The sequence below is a fragment of the Streptomyces sp. PA03-6a genome (assembly GCF_033792765.1).
GTDB lineage: Bacteria > Actinomycetota > Actinomycetes > Streptomycetales > Streptomycetaceae > Actinacidiphila.
In genome coordinates this window covers 1-15,456 of sequence record NZ_JARAVK010000015.1, presented here as the reverse complement: position 1 = coordinate 15,456, position 15,456 = coordinate 1, and the positions used below count along the sequence as shown (strand labels likewise).

Sequence of the window (15,456 nt, the reverse complement as noted above, 5' to 3'; positions counted from 1 at the left end):
CCGAGAATGTCCGCCCCGTCGCCGGCCGAGCAGCAGCCGATGCCCGGCCGGATCATGTCCGGCGAGATGGCCGAGCAGCCCGCGGTGCTGCGCCGCATCCTCGAGGAGGGCGCCCCGCGGATCCGGCGGACCGCCGAGCGGATCGCCGCGCGCGGACCGCGCTTCGTCCTGCTCACCGCGCGCGGCACCTCCGACAACGCGGCCCTGTACGCCAAGTACCTGGTGGAGGTGGTCCTCGGCAAGCCCGCGGGGCTGACGTCGATGTCGACCACCACCGCCTACGGCGCGCGCCCGGACCTGACGGACTGCCTGGTCGTCACGGTCAGCCAGTCCGGCGGCTCACCGGACCTGGTGGCCTCGACCCGGGCCGCCCGCGAGGCCGGCGCGATCACCCTGGCGGTCACCAACAACGCCGACTCGCCGCTGGCCGAGGTCTCCGAGTTCCACATCGACGTCCTGGCCGGCCCGGAGAAGGCGCTGCCGGCGACCAAGACGTACACCGCCGAGCTGCTCGCGCTCTACCTGTTCGTCGAGGGGCTGCGGGGCGGCGACGGCAACGCCGCCAAGGTCCTGCCGGAACTCGCGGAGCAGATCCTCGCCCGCCAGGACGAGGTCAGGGCGCTCGCCGCGCGCTACCGCTTCGCCGAGCGCCTGGTGCTCACCTCACGCGGCTACGGCTACCCGACCGCGAAGGAGGCCGCGCTGAAGCTGATGGAGACCAGCTACATCCCGGCTCTGTCCTTCTCCGGCGCCGACCTGCTGCACGGCCCGCTGGCCATGGTCGACAACGTCTCCCCGGTCATCGCGATCGTCACCGAGGGCAAGGGCGGCGAGGCGCTCCAGCCGGTGCTGGACCGGCTCCGCGGCCGTGGGGCCGATCTGGTGGTCATCGGCAACCAGGCGTCGGTCGACGCCGCCTCCGCCGGCTTCGTCCTCCCCACCGAGGGCGTGGCCGAGGAGGTGCAGCCGATCCTGGAGATCCTCCCGCTGCAGATGCTGGCCTACGAGATCACCATCGCCCGCGGCCAGGACCCTGATGCGCCGCGCGCGCTGGCGAAGGTGACCGAGACGCGCTGAGCCGGAGGGCGGGCCGGAAAGGGCCCTGACACCACTTCGGGCCGCGGCGCCGGGACGGGACCCTCAACCCGCCCAGCACCGCAGCCCGGAGCTGCCGTCGGCCCGTGGCACGCGGGATGTGCGGTTCCCGCGGCCCGTCAGGGCCGACCATGAGGCCTGGCGCAGTCAGGGCAGAGAGCGCCGGGGCCTCGCTCCACCCTTCTGTGCGGGAAGGATGGAAGTTCGGTTGTACGTCAATTCTGGACTAGACCACTAACGCCTGTCCACAAGGTGACGCAGTCAGATCATAGGTCGTCGGAGACCTTTGTGGGGACTGGATGACGGCGCCTGCCATGAGCGCGGGATACGCTCATTTGCGTGCCCTCCATGAACGATCTCGTACGCCAGCACACGGACCTCGACGATTCCGATCTCGAGTGGCTCCACCTGCTGGTATCGGAGTGGCAACTGCTCTCCGACCTCTCCTTCGCGGACCTCGTGCTGTGGGTCCCGACGAGTGACGGGACGCGCTACGTCTCCGTCGCCCAGATGCGGCCGAACACCGGCCCGACCTCGTACCAGGACGACATGGTCGGCCACCTGGTGCCGCGCGGCCGGCGCCCGATGCTGGACGCCGCACTCGACGAGGGCCGGATCGTCCGGGAGGGTGACCCGGAGTGGCGCGAGGAGGTCCCGGTCCGGGTCGAGTCCATCCCGGTGCGCCGTGCGGGGCGGGTCCTCGGGGTCATCGCCCGCAACACCAACCTGCTCACCGTGCGGACCCCCAGCCGCCTGGAGCTCACCTACCTGCAGAGCGCGTCCGACCTGGCGCAGATGATCGCGGCGGGCAGCTTCCCGTTCCCCTCCGAGCAGGTCGACATGGACGCCTCGCCGCGGGTCGGCGACGGCCTGATCCGGCTCGACGCCGAGGGCGTCGTCCAGTACGCCAGTCCCAACGCGCTCTCCGCCTACCACCGGCTCGGCCTGGCCGCCGACCTCGTCGGCCACCACCTGGGCTCCGTCTCCGCCGAACTGGCCCCTTCGCGGACCAAGAGCCACGAGGCGCTGGTGACCGTCGCCGGCGGCAAGGCGCCGCGGGAGACCGAGATCGAGGGCAACGGCGGCGTCATCCAGCTCAGGGCGATCCCGCTGAGCCCCAAGGGCACGCACAACGGCTCCCTGGTGCTGCTGCGGGACGTGACCGAGCTGCGCCGCCGGGAGCGCGAGCTGATGACCAAGGACGCCACCATCCGGGAGATCCACCACCGGGTGAAGAACAACCTGCAGACGGTCGCGGCGCTGCTGCGGCTGCAGGCCCGGCGGATGGACTCCGACAAGGGCCGGGAGGCGCTGGAGGAGGCGGTGCGGCGGGTCGGCTCGATCGCGATCGTGCACGAGACCCTGTCGCAGAACCTCGACGAGTGCGTCGAGTTCGACGAGATCGCCGACCGCGTGCTGGCGATGGTCGCCGAGATCTCCCCGGGCAGGGTCACCGCGCGCCGCAGCGGGCGGTTCGGCATCCTGACGGCCGAGGTGGCCACCCCGCTGTCGATGGTCCTCACCGAACTGCTGCAGAACGCCCTGGAGCACGGGTTCGGGCCGGGCGAGCAGGGCACCGTCGAGGTGGCCGCCGAACGGCACGGGCAGAAGCTGGGCATCGCGGTACGGGACGACGGGCGCGGCCTGCCCGCGGAGTTCGACCCGCAGCGGGCCGGCAACCTGGGGCTGCAGATCGTACGGACCCTGGTGGTGGGGGAGTTGGGCGGAAGCTTCGACATGGTCCCGGCCGGGGAACGCGGGACGAAGGTCGTCCTGGAACTGCCGCTGGAGGGCTGAAACCCGTCGAGGTCCTGCGAGTCCGGCGGGTCCGGTGGGTCGGCAGACCTCGCAGGAGCGGGCTCCGGGAACGCCGAAGCCCCGGCTGCTCGGGGAGCGGCCGGGGCTCTTCGCGTCGCGATGCTGCGCGGTTCGGAGGTGCTGCGCGCTGCGGCTCGGGGGTAAGCGAGTGCGTCAGGCGCTGGCGTTGCGGGCGCGGTTGCGGGCGGCGCGGCGCTTCATTGCGCGACGCTCGTCCTCGCTGAGGCCACCCCACACGCCGGCGTCCTGGCCGGTCTCCAGCGCCCACTGCAGGCACTGCTCCATCACGGGGCAGCGGCGGCAGACGGCCTTGGCTTCCTCGATCTGCAGCAGCGCAGGACCGGTGTTGCCGATGGGGAAGAAGAGCTCGGGGTCTTCCTCGCGGCAAACGGCGTTGTGACGCCAGTCCATGGCTGCTCCATCTCCTTGTGTTGCATGTAAGTTGCTTGTGAATGTGAACGCTTTCACGAATCCTCAGACACGACACGGGACATCGCCCAGTCTCCTGGTGCGGTCCCGCGGGGGTGTGGTGAGGATTCCGGCTACCGAGGACGCCCGATGAGCGGCTGTCCCGATCGCCAGGAAGAGCCTCGCAAACCTGGGCTGCGGATACAACCCCTTCCGAAAAGTTTTTTTTGAATCCTCGGTGTCGGCTCCGTCACAGCCGTACTTCCATGGGGTGTAGGGCAGCCTAAACGTTCGAGTGAAAGGACTTTATGTCCTTCTGCTTACACAATCACACGCAGTGCACGGCGTACGCCTGTGAAGGTTGCGCTCATTCGCAGTCCCAGGTGGTCTCCGTCCACCTGGAACGGCAGTGGCGCCTGCGAATGCAAGGTGAAGTCCGTCAGATCGTGCAGGGAGGTCGCGTGCTTGCCCTGCGGCCCGCGCTCCGGGGTCGAACGGAGCAGCTGGGTGGCGTAGCGGGTGACCGCCGTGCTGGTCAGCCGGGAGAGTCCCAGCACGTCGAGGGCGGTGTCGAAGGACGCGCGCGGCGAGGCGTAGATCGGGCGGTTGCCCAGGTAGGTCCACGGCGCGGTGTTGCACACCAGGGCCAGCACGAGGTCGGTCACCGGGTCCTCACCCGGCCGGTCCAGGGTGATCGCACCGGCGCGCCGGTTCGGCTCGGTGAGGAACTGGCGCACGACCTGGCGTATGTAGAGCGCGTGGGTGGAGCGCTTGCCGTGCTCGCGCTGCTGTTCCACCCGTCCCACGACGCCCGCGTCGAATCCCAGCCCGGCGCAGAAGGTGAACCAGCGCGCCGGCACCCCCTCGTCCTCCGTGCCCGGGGTGCCGCTCACCAGGCCCAGGCCGACCGTGCGGGAGCTGCGCTCGCGCAGCGCGTCCAGCAGCGCGCCGGTCGCCTCCACGGCGTCGTTGGGCAGCCCCAGGGCGCGCGCGAACACGTTCGTGGACCCGCCGGGCACCACCGCGAGCTTCGGCAGGCCGTCGGGGTCGGGGCCGTTGTGCAGCAGACCGTTGACCACCTCGTTGACCGTGCCGTCCCCGCCCAGGGCGACGACCAGCTCGATCTCCCCGCCCTCCGCGGCCTGCCGCGCGAGGTCGCGGGCGTGGCCGCGGTACTCGGTCGCGGCGACCTCCAGCTTCAGGTCGCTGGCGAGCGCGTGCGCGAGTACGTCACGCGTCCGGGCGCTGGTGGTGGTGGCGGCTGGGTTGACCACGAGAAGGGCGCGCATGCCCGCCAGGGTACCTACCGGGCGGTACCGGGCCGCACCCCTGGTGGCCCGGATACGGCGGCTACCCTGCTGGGGTGAGTGGCAACGAGAAGCCCGCGCAGCCGGGCCGTACGCGCCGCCTCGCGGCGGCGGCCGCGGTCGCGGCACTGGAAGGCGCCGCGCTGGCGGCCTGGGGGATCGCGATGCTGGCCCTGGGGATCCTCGGCGACCCCGACAGCCCGCGCCAGGCGGAGGCCGGAGGCGTGACCGTCCTCGCCCTGGCGGCCATGCCGCTGGCGGCCGCGTACGGGCTCTGGCACGCGCGCCGCTGGAGCCGCGGCCCCGCGCTGATCATCCAGCTCGTCGCGCTCCCCGTCGCCTGGAGCATGGTGCAGGCGGGCGGCGTCATGATCGCCGCCGGTGCCGCGCTGGGAGTGGCCGCCGTCGCCGAGCTGGTGCTCCTGGTCCACCCCGCGGCCACCGACGCCCTCGGGATCGGGCGTACGGCGGAGCAGTGAGCCGCGGCGCCCGGGGGCGCCGCCGTCACCTCCGCCGTCCCGTCACTCCTCGACCAGGAGCTTGTCGCGCAGCTGGGCCAGCGTCCGGGCCAGCAGCCGGGAGACGTGCATCTGGGAGATGCCGACCTCCTGGGCGATCTGCGACTGGGTCATGTTCCCGAAGAATCGCAGCAGCAGGATCTTCTTCTCGCGCGGCGGCAGCTGCTCCAGCAGCGGCTTGAGCGACTCCCGGTACTCCACGCCCTCCAGCGCGTCGTCCTCGGCGCCGAGGGTGTCGGCGACGGCCGGCGACTCGTCGTCGGTGTCGGGCACGTCCAGGGAGAGCGTGCTGTAGGCGTTGGCGGATTCGAGGCCCTCCAGGACCTCCTCCTCCGTGATCTTCAGGTGCTCGGCCAGCTCGTGCACCGTCGGGGCCCGCCCGTGCTGCTGCGAGAGCTCGCCGGTCGCCGTCGTGAGGGCGAGCCGCAGCTCCTGCAGACGGCGCGGGACGCGCACCGCCCAGCCCTTGTCGCGGAAGTGCCGCTTGATCTCGCCGACGACGGTGGGGGTCGCGTAGGTGGAGAACTCCACCCCGCGGTCCACGTCGAAGCGGTCCACGGACTTGATCAGCCCGATCGTGGCGACCTGGGTGAGGTCGTCGAGCGGCTCGCCCCGGTTGCGGAAGCGCCGGGCGAGGTGCTCGACCAGCGGCAGGTGCATGCGGACCAGCCGGTTGCGCAGCTCGGCGCGCTCCGGGGAGCCCGGGGGGAGCTTGCTGAGCTCCACGAAGAGCGCCCGGGCCCCGGCCCGGTCGTGGGTCTCGTGGTGCCCGTGCTGCTCCTGCCCGTGGTCCTGTTCCTGCTGTTCCTGCTGCTCCTGCGCCATGCGATCCGCCCGATCCGCCTGATCCGTCTGCCCGGCCGCGTCACTGCTCCCGAGGCCGGACACGGGCCCGGTACCGGGATGCGGCCGCGCCTCCTGGCGCCGCGCCGCAGGGGCGGGTACGGGGCGGCCCCGCACCCCCGGCGTGCTGCCTTCCAGATCGTTCACGGCGATTCCCCCGTTACAGCTGTCCCGGTCCGGCACCGCGCTTCTTGTGCAGGGCGATGCTCACGGTCTTGTCGTCGGCCACGCTGGAGTCCACCTCGCCGGCCAGCGCGGACAGCACGGTCCAGGCGAAGGTGTCGCGCTCCGGGGCGCGGCCGTCAGTGGTGGGCGCCGACACGGTCACCCACAGGGCGTCCCCGACCAGGCGGAAGACGCAGCTCAGCACGGACCCCGGGACGGCCTGCTGGAGCAGGATGGCGCACGCCTCGTCCACGGCGATGCGCAGGTCTTCGATCTCGTCGAGGGTGAAGTCCAAGCGGGCCGCAAGTCCTGCCGTCGCCGTACGCAGCACCGACAGGTAGGCCCCCGCCGCGGGCAGCCGGACCTCGACGAAGTCCTTCGACCCGGGCTCGCCTGCGATCTGGGACACCCTCACCTCCAAGGTGGCACACGCACTGCCCACATCGGCATTGCACTGGATCTGATTCGGTTCGCCAGCGACGCTATCGCGATCCGTACCCCGGTGTCGCCCGGACGGAGCACGGTCGCCGCCATGAATGAGCCCTGACCCGGCACCCCATGGCTGTCACCCATAGTAGGCGCACGAGCACGCAACGTCGCTAGTGGTCGGCGGTGTCAAATCGAAAGAGATGTCGCTTTGTTGACACGTGCCTGCTCAGCGAGGGCACGAAGGGGGTCGCCGGTCAGTCGTTGCACCGTCCATTCGTCCTGGGGGCGGGCGCCCATCGCACGGTAGAAGGCGAGGGACGGCTCGTTCCAGTCCAGCACGGACCATTCGAAACGTTCGTAGCCCCGTTCCACGCATATGGCGGCGAGTCCGGCGAGCAGGGCCTTGCCGTGGCCGCCGCCGCGCGCAGAGGGGCGCACGTACAGGTCCTCCAGGTAGACGCCGTGGGTCCCGGTCCAGGTGGAGAAGTTCCGGAACCACAGCGCGAAGCCCACGGGCGTGCCCAGGGCGTCGTCCTCGGCCAGGAGCGCGAAGACGGCCGGATCCGGGCCGAAGAGCGCGTCGTGGAGCTGCTGCGTGGTGGCCCGCGCGCTGTCCGGCTCCCGTTCGTACTCCGCGAGTTCGCGGATCATCGCGTGGATCTCCGGGACGTCGGCAGGTGTCGCGGCTCGGATCATGCCAGCAAGGCTAACCGGTCGGCCGCCCGGTCACGACGGCCACGACCGTCGTCCCGGGCGCGAAGGCACCTTCCTGCGCCAGCGAGAACAGGCCGTGGAGCATCTTCGCGACGTAGACGGGGTCCGGGACGAAACCGTGCCGCGTGCCGAAGTCCGCCGCGAACGCATGGAGCTCGGGCGAGGTACGGGCGTAGCCGCCGTGGTGGAAGCGGTCGTCCAGCAGCCAGGACCCGCGCGGCCCGCCGAACGCCGCCTCCTGGAGCCGGCGTATCTCCCCGGCCAGGAACCCGCCGCCCTTGAGGACCGGGAACCCGATGACCCGCTGCCCCGGATCCAGACCGGCCGCCAGGCCCGCCAGGGTGCCGCCCGTCCCGCAGGCCACGCCCACGACGTCCGCCCTGCCGCGCAGCTCCTCGCCGAGCGCCACGCAGCCCCGTGCGGCGAGCGCGTTGCTGCCGCCCTCGGGGAGGACGTAGGCGGGCCCCAGACGGTCCAGGAGGGCCGCCAGGACCTCAGGTTCGTCCTTGCGGCGGTAGGTGCCCCGGTCGACGAAGTGAAGCCGCATGCCGTCGGCGGCGGCCCGCGCGAGGGAGGGGTTGAGCGGGCGCCCGGCCAGCTCGTCGCCGCGGACGACGCCCGTGGTGGCGATGCCGAGCAGCCGGCCCGCGGCGGCGGTGGCGCGCAGGTGGTTGGAGTAGGCGCCGCCGAAGGTCAGCAGGCGGCGGTGGCCGCCGTCGAGGGCGGCCCGCAGGTTGAGGTGGAGCTTGCGCCACTTGTTGCCCGGCAGGTCGGGGTGGATCAGGTCGTCCCGCTTGACGAGCATCCGGACGCCGCGCCCGGCCAGCCGCTCGTCGTCGCGCAGCTCGACCAGCGGGGAGGGCAGGCGGACGTCCGGGATCACCCGTCCATTGTGGCCGTCACCTGGGCGAGAGGTGGACGCGGTAGCCCTGGTGGTAGTTCAGGTCCGGCAGCGGGTGGGAGGGCCAGTCACGCGCGTACGCGGGCGGTTGCCCGCCCCGCGGGGTGAGGACGGCGACGGGCTGGGTGCGGGCCAGGCGCAGGATGCCGGCAGGGGTCAGGTTCTCGTTGTTCCCCGCGGTCTGGCCGGAGGCGCAGCGTGCCTGGTAGCCGACGGGCGTCGCCATCGGCCCGGTCACCAGGCACGGCGGGCGCACCCCCAGCCGGTTCAGTTCCGCGGCCATGCGGGCGTAGTCCTCGTTGCCGATGGTCGAGCTGCGCACCGCGCGGTGGAGCACGATCTGCTGGGTGACGAGCTGCGCGAGCACGACGGCGACCACGGCGCCGGTGACGGCCGGGCGCAGCGCCGGCCGTACCCGCGCGGGGAGCAGGAGGAGGCACTGGGCCGCGGGCAGGGCGAGCAGGGCGTACGCGGGGAGCAGGAAGCGCGGTGCGGCGTAGTCGATGAGCACCAGATAGGGCAGCGCAAGGGACAGGCCGCACACCGCCGGCAGGAACCGCGCCCCGGGCGCCTGCCCCTCGCGGCGCGGCGCGAGGGCGACCCCGGCCGCCACCAGGACGGGCAGGGCGAACCACCACACGGCGTCACCCTTGTGCTGCCAGACGGCGTCGCAGGGGCGGCACAGTGTGTGCGACGCGTCCAGGGTGCTGAGCTGGTCGGCGAAGGCCAGGTGCCAGCCGAGGCCGCCCTCGATGGCGTTCGCGCGGTCCATCCGGGCCAGGATGCCGCCGTAGCTGGTGAACGCCTCGACCACCCACTGGGCGCCGCCCAGCAGCACCCCGGCCGCGATGGCCGCGAGCAGCACCGGCCGGCGCCGGCCGCGCACGAAGAGCGCGGCGACGCCCAGGGGCAGGGCCAGCCAGGCGGCGTCGTGCGGGCGCAGCAGGGTCAGCGCGGCGAACGCCACCGCCAGGCCGGCGAGTGCGCCCCGACCGGTGTGGCCCGGCGCCGCCGCGTGCAGGTAGCAGCCCACCGCGATCAGGGCCACCAGCGCGACCCAGAGGTTGGGCATCGCCTGGGGGCCGTACAGCAGGGTCACCCACAGCCCGGTGAAGAGCAGCCCGGCCAGCGCCACCACCCGGGTGCCGAGCAGCGGCCGCCACAGCCACAGGGCCAGGAACAGGGCCGCGCCCGACAGGACCGCCAGATAGACCCGGAGCGCGAGGGTCGACGCGGTCAGCAGCGCGATCGGCGCGACGAGGACCGGCACGCCCCGGGAGCGGGGCGCGCTGAAGAAGGCCGAAGGGATGTCCGGGGAGACCTGGCTGACGTAGACCGACTCGTCCCAGCCGAGGCCCATGCCGGGCGCGACGACCAGGAGGAGCTGGACCACGGTGAAGAGCGCCGCCAGGGAGGCGAGCAGATGGACCTCGGAGTGCGGGCGGCTGCGCGGCGGTGCGGCGTGGCGCGCGCGGGGCCGGGCATCCGGTGACGTCAGCTCATGCGTCGTCGCCATAGTGCGTCATGGCAACAGCCGTGGCGCACGTGATCAAGGCGGCGCGCCGCTCCCCCGGGGCGGCTCGACCGGTGGGGTGAGCGCCGCCGGGCCCGTTCGCCCGGGTGGCGCCGCCGGCGGCGACGACGGGAGACGTGGCGCCTTCGCCGGTCCGTGTGCGGGGCCGCTCCGCTCGGCCGGGCCATGAGGGGTGGCGTGTCCGTCGCAGCGGGCCTCCCTCGGCCCTGGCAGCGCTCGCGGCGCGTCTGGGCCCCGGGCCGTGGGGATCGGTGACCTCGTAGGCCGGCAGCCGCGGCGGGAGCATCGCCGGGATCGGCTGGGTCTGCTCGGCGAGGCCCTTGGCGGCGAGGACGAGCTCTTGCGCAAGTTCGGCGGGCGCCCACGGTGCCCGGGGCATTGCCGCCGTCGCGGAGTCGGCTGCGGCATGCGGCTACAGCCGCGATGGTGCTGGGGCCGGGCGTCGTCGGCGGCCGGAAACGGCACGGGGGCCTGCACGCCGGGGACGCGTGGTCGTCCGTGAGGGTGGCGTCAGCGGTCCGCGGGTACCGCTTTGCCGTCGCGTGGCCGGGCGGCCGCGAGGGGGCCCGCCACGGGCCCTCAGGCGGGCGTGGCGAGGGAGGCCAGCCGGGCGAGGGCGTCCTCGGCGTCGGCCATGACGCGAGCGACGAGTTCCGCGCAGGAGGGCAGGTCGCCGATCACGCCCGCGACCTGCCCGGCGGCCATCACCCCCAGGTCCGGGCGGCCGTCGACCATCGCGGACTTCAGCATCATCGGCGTGCCGGCGGCGAGCAGGGTCTGACTCCAGGTCAGCTTTCTGCCGTGCCGCATCGCCAGGCCGTCGCGGACCATGGCGCGCGGGCCCATCCCCGAGACGCGGCGGAAGGCCGCCGCGTGCCGCAGGGCCCGCAGCAGGGCGGCCGCCTTCCCCGAGCGCTCCAGGGCGGCCACCAGGTCGGTGCGGAGCATGCGGTGCGGCAGCCCGTCGACGCGGTCGGTGACGACGACGTCCCGCACGGACGCGGCCAGGTAGCGGGCCTTGACCGGGTCGGGCACCGGGCTGTCGGAGGTGAGCAGGAAGCGGGTCCCCATACCGACGCCCGCCGCACCGTACGCGAGGGCGGCCGCCAGGCCGCGGCCGTCGAAGAAGCCGCCCGCCGCGATCACGGGGATGCCGACGGCGTCCACGACCTGCGGCAGCAGCACCGTGGTGGCGACGTGCCCCGTGTGGCCGCCGCCCTCGGCGCCCTGCACCATCACGGCGTCCGCGCCCCAGGCGGCGACCTTCTCGGCGTGCCGCCGCGCGCCGACGGAGGGGATGACGACCACCCCCGCGTCCTTGAGACGGCCGATGAGTTCACGGGTGGGGGCCAGCGCGAAGGAGGCGACGCGGACGTCCTCCTCGACGATGATGCGCACCCTTTCCGCGGCGTCGCCCGCGTCCGCCCGCAGGTTGACCCCGAACGGCGCCCCCTCGGTGCGCTCCCGTACCTCCCGCACAGCCCGGCGCAGATGCTCCGGGCTCATGGTGGCCGAGGCGAGGATGCCGAGCGCGCCGGCGTTCGCCGTCGCCGACACCAGGCGGGGACCGGCGACCCAGCCCATGCCGGTCTGCACCAGGGGGTGGCGGACCCCGACGAGCCGGGTCAGCGCGGTCTCCATCAGGCCCGCACCTCCCGCTCCCGCAGCCCCTCGGGGTCGAGGACGGTACGGATCAGCCGCAGTTCCTCGGCGCCGGGCGCGCGGGTGCGCGGCGGGTCCGCGGGGAGCGGCAGCGGGAAGCCGGTGGCCTCCTGGAGGGCGGCCGGGCTCACCCCGGGGTGCAGGGACCGGACGCGCATGGTGCGTTCGGGGGTCTCGAAGTCGAAGACGCCGAGGTCGCTGACGACCCGCCGGATGTCGTGGAACCGGGTGGCGGACGGGCCGGCGGCGGCCGCCCTGTCGTGGCCGACGCCGCACACCATGTCGACGCGTTCGACGAAGACGCGGGGCGAATGCCGCGGCACCCAGTAGCTGGTCGGGTTGTTGAGCGTGTTGACGGGCGCGCCCCGCACCCCCAGCAGCTGCCGGGTGGGACGCCGCCAGTCGCCGATGCAGGAGATGTTCTGGTTGCCGTACCGGTCGAGCTGGCTCGCGCCCATCATGACGTGCCGCCGCCCGCCGGTGACCAGCGCCAGGTGCTGCCGGTAGGGCAGCCAGCCCTCCACCTCGCCCGCCGCGTCCAGGAGGAGGGCCTCACCGTCGGTGAGCAGCAGGCCGGGTGCGAAGGTCAGCCGGGCCAGCCGCGCGCCCAGGGAGGGGATCAGCCCCATGGGGGCGGCCAGCACCTCGCCGTCGCCACGCCACGCCTCGGCGCAGGCGACGACGGCGTATTCGGCGCGGGTGGGGTTCACGGCCGTTCCTTCCCCGCGCCGGACACCAGACGTTCCGCGAAGGCCGTCCAGGCGTCGGGATCGGCGGCGGCCCGGGCGTACTCCCGCTGGACGTCCTCGTCGCGGTCGTAGTCGGGGACGCAGGAGGTGAAGTGCGCTCCGTGCGGGGCCTCGACGACCCCGGTGACGAACTGCCGCTTCACCAGAAGGGACTGGGGGCCGGCCGCCTTGAGCAGGTCGGCGGTGTCCACGACGCGTTCGCACGACACATAGGCGGTGTCCGCCGCCTCGCAGAACAGGTCGTCGAAGTACGGGTCGGGGCCGAGGTACTGGCCGTTGCCGCGGGCGTCGGCGCGGTTGAGGTGCACCAGGGCGGCGTCCAGGTGCAGCGCGGGGACGGCGACCAGCTCCTCCCCGTCGTCGTAGGGCGAGGTGACCGTCCGCAGCCAGGGGTTGACCCGCATCACGTCGGAGCCGAGCCCGGCGCGCACCGGCAGGAAGGGCAGCCGGTGGGCGGCCGCGGTCAGGCCCCACATCATCATGGCCTCGTCCAGCTCGCCGAGTTCCAGGGCGCCGCGTTGCCGGGCGGCGCGGAAGTGCGGTTCGAGCGGGATCGAGTCCAGGGTGACGAAGGCGGTGACCAGCCTGCGGATCCGGCCCGCCGCGGCCAGCAGGCCGACGTCCGGGCCCCCGAAGGAGACGACCGTCAGGTCCGTGACGCCGGACCGCAGGAGGGCCGTCACCAGGGCCATCGGCTTGCGGCGGGAGCCCCAGCCGCCGATGCCGACGGTCATCCCGGAGCGGAGCTCGGCCGCCACCTCGTCCGCGGTCATGAGCTTGTCGCTCATCGTCGCCCCCCGGACCCGGACGCGGAACCGGACACGAAGGCGTCGCGGTGCCGGTCCGCGACGCCACTGAGGTTGGCCTCGAAGGTGAAGCCCTGTTCGAAGCGGTAGCTGCGGCGGACGTCGACGGGGTCGATGCCGTTGATGGCGGCCTTGGCGAGGCGGAGCAGCTCGCCGTCCTTGGCCGCGATCTCGCGGGCGAGGGCGAGGGCCGCGGCGTCGAGTTCCCCGCGGGGCACGACCTGCCAGACCGAGCCGTGGCGGTGGAGTTCGGCGGCGGTGACCGTGCGGGAGGTGAAGTAGAGCGTGCGCATCAAGTGCTGGGGGACCAGCCGCGCGAGGTGGGTGGCCGCGCCCAGGGCGCCGCGGTCCAGCTCGGGCAGGCCGAAGGAGGCGTCCTCGGCGGCGACGACGGCGTCCGCGTTGCCGACCAGACCGACACCACCGCCCAGGCAGTGCCCCTGCACGGCGGCGACGACCGGCACCTCGCACTCGTAGACGGCGGCGAAGGCCTCGTAGCAGCCGCGGTTGGCGCCGATCAGGGCCGTGTGGCCCGCGGTGCGCTGCATCTCCTTCAGGTCGACGCCCGCGTTGAAGCCGCGGCCCTTGGCGCGCAGGACGACGCAGCGGGTGCCCGGGTCGCGGCCGGCGGCGCGCAGGGCGTCCGCCAGTTCGTACCAGCCGCTTACGGGAAGGGCGTTGACCGGCGGGTGGTCGACGGTGACGGCGGCGACGCCGGGTTCGGGGTGCGCGGTGGAGACAGTCATCCGTGGATCAGCTACCTTTCCACCAAACGTTTGTTAGGGGAAAGGTACTCCGGCGTGAGCATGACTGTCGATCTGTCGGACCGGGTCGCCGTCGTCACCGGCGGCACGCGCGGGGTCGGCGCCGGCATCGCCCGTGCGTTCGCGGAGGCCGGCGCCCGCGTCGTGGTCTGCGCCCGCCGCCCGCCGCCCGGGCCGCCGCCCGACGGAGCCGACTTCCGGGCGGTGGACCTGCGCGATCCGGGCGCCACCGCGGGGGTCCTCGACACGGTGGCGGAGACCTACGGGCGCATCGACGTCCTGGTCAACAACGCGGGCGGGACGCCCTACCGGCTGCTCGGCGAGGCGGGACCCGAACGGCACGCGCGGGTAGTCGAGCTCAATCTGCTGGCGCCGCTCAACGCCTCGCTCGCCGCCCATCAGGTGATGGCCCGTCAGCAAGAGGGTGGCGCGGTCGTGATGATCGGCAGCGTCAGCGGCGGCCGCCCCTCACCGGGAACGGCGGCCTACGGCGCGGCCAAGGCGGGCCTGGAGAGCCTGGCCCGCTCCATGGCCGTCGAATGGGCCCCGCTGATCCGCGTCAACACCCTGGTGCTCGGCATGGTCCGCACCGAGTCGTCGCACCTGCACTACGGGGACGAGGACGGCGTCGCCGCCGTGGAGCGCACGGTGCCGCTCGGGCGGCTCGCGGAGCCGGTGGAGGTGGGGGACGCCTGTGTCTTCCTCGCCTCCGAGCGGGCCCGTTACATCAGCGGCGCCAGCCTGCACCTGCACGGCGGCGGCGAGGCCCCGGTGTTCCTCACCGCGGCCGGGTACGGAAGGGGAGCGGGATGGGCGGGATGACCGCACAGGGCGGCGCCACGACGGGGGTCTGCGCCGGGCGCGTGGTCGCCGTCACCGGTGCGGGGCGCGGGCTGGGCCGGGCGCACGCCCTGGCGTTCGCCGCCGAGGGCGCCCGGGTCGTGGTCAACGACCTCGGCGGCGGGCCGGACGGCGCCGGGAGTTCGGCCGCGCCCGCCCACGAGGTGGCGGCCGAGATCCGTGCCCGGGGCGGCGAGGCCGTCGTGCACGACGGCGACATCGCCACCCCGCAGGGGGCGGCGTCCCTCGTCGCCACCGCACTGGAGGCGTTCGGGCGGCTGGACACCCTGGTCAACAACGCGGGATTCCTGCGTGACCGGATGCTCGTCAACCTGGACGAGGACGACTGGAACGCCGTCCTGCGGGTCCATCTCACCGGCCACTTCCTGCCGCTGCGGCACGCGGCCGCGCACTGGCGGGCCGAGACCCGCGCGGGCCGCACCCCTGACGCGCGGATCGTCACCACCACGTCCGGTGCCGGGCTGCTGGGCAGCGTCGGGCAGGGCAACTACGCGGCCGCCAAGGCGGGCGTCGTCGGCCTGACCCTGGTGGCCGCCGCGGAGCTGGCGCGGTACGGGGTACGGGTCAACGCCGTCGCCCCGGCGGCCCGGACCCGGATGACCGAGGCGGTCTTCGCCGAGGCCATGGCCGCGCCCGGGGCAGGCGCCTTCGACGCCATGGCGCCGGGGAACGTCTCGCCGCTCGTCGTCTGGCTCGGGTCGGCCGCCTCGGCCGGTGTCACGGGGCGGGTCTTCGAGGCCGAGGGCGGCCGCATCACGGTCATGGAGGGCTGGCGGCCGGGGCCGACCGCCGACCGGGGCGCCCGCTGGACGCCCGCGGAGGCGGGGGAGGCCGCCGTGAAGCTGCTCGCGGCGGCGGAGCCCCCCGGGCGGGTGTACGGGG

At 73.7% G+C, this 15,456-nt stretch carries 16 protein-coding genes; 5 read left to right on the top strand and 11 right to left on the bottom strand.

Going from position 1 to position 15,456, the window contains the following annotated elements:
• Window positions 1-6 precede the first annotated feature (6 nt).
• Together PV350_RS06070 and PV350_RS06065 are read left to right on the top strand one after the other, a co-directional pair.
• Window positions 7-1,077 (top strand): SIS domain-containing protein, encoded by a 1,071-nt coding sequence (locus tag PV350_RS06070; RefSeq protein ID WP_499513876.1) that lies wholly within the window; start codon window positions 7-9, stop codon window positions 1,075-1,077.
• A gap of 366 nt (window positions 1,078-1,443) precedes the next feature.
• Window positions 1,444-2,892, top strand: a complete 1,449-nt coding sequence (locus tag PV350_RS06065) for a sensor histidine kinase (RefSeq protein ID WP_499513877.1) — start codon at window positions 1,444-1,446, stop codon at window positions 2,890-2,892.
• 174 nt (window positions 2,893-3,066) lie between these two features.
• On the opposite strand, the gene PV350_RS06060 is transcribed toward PV350_RS06065, so the two are convergent.
• Both PV350_RS06060 and PV350_RS06055 read right to left on the bottom strand, forming a co-directional pair.
• A complete protein-coding gene (locus PV350_RS06060; RefSeq protein ID WP_018563321.1) occupies window positions 3,067-3,324 on the bottom strand; it encodes a WhiB family transcriptional regulator in 258 nt (85 codons plus the stop codon).
• Between the two features lie 317 nt (window positions 3,325-3,641).
• A complete protein-coding gene (locus PV350_RS06055) occupies window positions 3,642-4,610 on the bottom strand; it encodes a diacylglycerol/lipid kinase family protein (RefSeq protein WP_499513878.1) in 969 nt (322 codons plus the stop codon).
• A gap of 74 nt (window positions 4,611-4,684) precedes the next feature.
• On the opposite strand from PV350_RS06055, the gene PV350_RS06050 reads away from it, so the two are divergent.
• Entirely contained in the window at window positions 4,685-5,107 is a 423-nt protein-coding gene (locus tag PV350_RS06050) for a hypothetical protein (RefSeq protein WP_499513879.1), read from the top strand.
• 42 nt (window positions 5,108-5,149) lie between these two features.
• Here the strand turns inward: PV350_RS06050 and PV350_RS06045 are convergent, their stop codons facing one another.
• The 9 genes from PV350_RS06045 to PV350_RS06005 form a co-directional block, all read right to left on the bottom strand.
• On the bottom strand, window positions 5,150-6,106 hold the full coding sequence (locus tag PV350_RS06045) for an RNA polymerase sigma factor SigF (protein ID WP_499516941.1): 957 nt from the start codon (window positions 6,104-6,106) through the stop codon (window positions 5,150-5,152).
• A gap of 43 nt (window positions 6,107-6,149) precedes the next feature.
• Window positions 6,150-6,563, bottom strand: a complete 414-nt coding sequence (locus tag PV350_RS06040) for an ATP-binding protein (protein ID WP_319138557.1) — start codon at window positions 6,561-6,563, stop codon at window positions 6,150-6,152.
• 206 nt (window positions 6,564-6,769) lie between these two features.
• Window positions 6,770-7,279, bottom strand: a complete 510-nt coding sequence (locus tag PV350_RS06035; RefSeq protein ID WP_499513880.1) for a GNAT family N-acetyltransferase — start codon at window positions 7,277-7,279, stop codon at window positions 6,770-6,772.
• 10 nt (window positions 7,280-7,289) lie between these two features.
• A complete protein-coding gene (locus PV350_RS06030) occupies window positions 7,290-8,180 on the bottom strand; it encodes a 1-aminocyclopropane-1-carboxylate deaminase/D-cysteine desulfhydrase (protein WP_500333078.1) in 891 nt (296 codons plus the stop codon).
• 16 nt (window positions 8,181-8,196) lie between these two features.
• Window positions 8,197-9,714, bottom strand: coding sequence for an ArnT family glycosyltransferase (locus PV350_RS06025; protein WP_499513882.1), 1,518 nt, complete (start codon window positions 9,712-9,714; stop codon window positions 8,197-8,199).
• 597 nt (window positions 9,715-10,311) lie between these two features.
• The gene (locus PV350_RS06020; protein ID WP_499513883.1) at window positions 10,312-11,373 is read right to left on the bottom strand and encodes an NAD(P)H-dependent flavin oxidoreductase; all 1,062 of its coding nucleotides are present in this window, start codon (window positions 11,371-11,373) and stop codon (window positions 10,312-10,314) included.
• Window positions 11,373-12,104, bottom strand: a complete 732-nt coding sequence (locus tag PV350_RS06015) for a CoA-transferase subunit beta (protein ID WP_499513884.1) — start codon at window positions 12,102-12,104, stop codon at window positions 11,373-11,375. The genes PV350_RS06020 and PV350_RS06015 overlap by 1 nt, the downstream gene beginning before the upstream one ends.
• Window positions 12,101-12,931: a CoA transferase subunit A gene (locus tag PV350_RS06010; protein ID WP_499513885.1), complete on the bottom strand. Its 831-nt coding sequence runs from the start codon at window positions 12,929-12,931 to the stop codon at window positions 12,101-12,103. Before PV350_RS06010 ends, PV350_RS06015 begins: the two co-directional genes overlap by 4 nt.
• Window positions 12,928-13,695 (bottom strand): enoyl-CoA hydratase family protein, encoded by a 768-nt coding sequence (locus PV350_RS06005; protein ID WP_499513886.1) that lies wholly within the window; start codon window positions 13,693-13,695, stop codon window positions 12,928-12,930. The genes PV350_RS06010 and PV350_RS06005 overlap by 4 nt, the downstream gene beginning before the upstream one ends.
• Before the next feature lie 54 nt (window positions 13,696-13,749).
• Here PV350_RS06005 and PV350_RS06000 point away from each other — a divergent pair, with 54 nt between their 5' ends.
• The gene (locus PV350_RS06000) at window positions 13,750-14,535 is read left to right on the top strand and encodes an SDR family oxidoreductase (protein ID WP_499513887.1); all 786 of its coding nucleotides are present in this window, start codon (window positions 13,750-13,752) and stop codon (window positions 14,533-14,535) included.
• Window positions 14,532-15,456, top strand: a 925-nt coding sequence (locus tag PV350_RS05995; protein WP_500333077.1) for an SDR family oxidoreductase, incomplete at its 3' end; no start/stop codon positions are given. The genes PV350_RS06000 and PV350_RS05995, both read left to right, overlap by 4 nt.

Bases quoted from the DNA above. Each gene is read 5' to 3' on its own strand.
- PV350_RS06065 (WP_499513877.1), top strand. From the start codon at position 1,444: ATGAACGATCTCGTACGCCAGCACACGGACCTCGACGATTCCGATCTC.
- PV350_RS06035 (WP_499513880.1), bottom strand. From the start codon at position 7,279: ATGATCCGAGCCGCGACACCTGCCGACGTCCCGGAGATCCACGCGATG.
- PV350_RS06070 (WP_499513876.1), top strand. From the start codon at position 7: ATGTCCGCCCCGTCGCCGGCCGAGCAGCAGCCGATGCCCGGCCGGATC.
- PV350_RS06005 (WP_499513886.1), bottom strand. From the start codon at position 13,695: ATGACTGTCTCCACCGCGCACCCCGAACCCGGCGTCGCCGCCGTCACC.
- PV350_RS06060 (WP_018563321.1), bottom strand. From the start codon at position 3,324: ATGGACTGGCGTCACAACGCCGTTTGCCGCGAGGAAGACCCCGAGCTC.
- PV350_RS06025 (WP_499513882.1), bottom strand. From the start codon at position 9,714: ATGGCGACGACGCATGAGCTGACGTCACCGGATGCCCGGCCCCGCGCG.
- PV350_RS06055 (WP_499513878.1), bottom strand. From the start codon at position 4,610: ATGCGCGCCCTTCTCGTGGTCAACCCAGCCGCCACCACCACCAGCGCC.
- PV350_RS06020 (WP_499513883.1), bottom strand. From the start codon at position 11,373: ATGGAGACCGCGCTGACCCGGCTCGTCGGGGTCCGCCACCCCCTGGTG.
- PV350_RS06010 (WP_499513885.1), bottom strand. From the start codon at position 12,931: ATGAGCGACAAGCTCATGACCGCGGACGAGGTGGCGGCCGAGCTCCGC.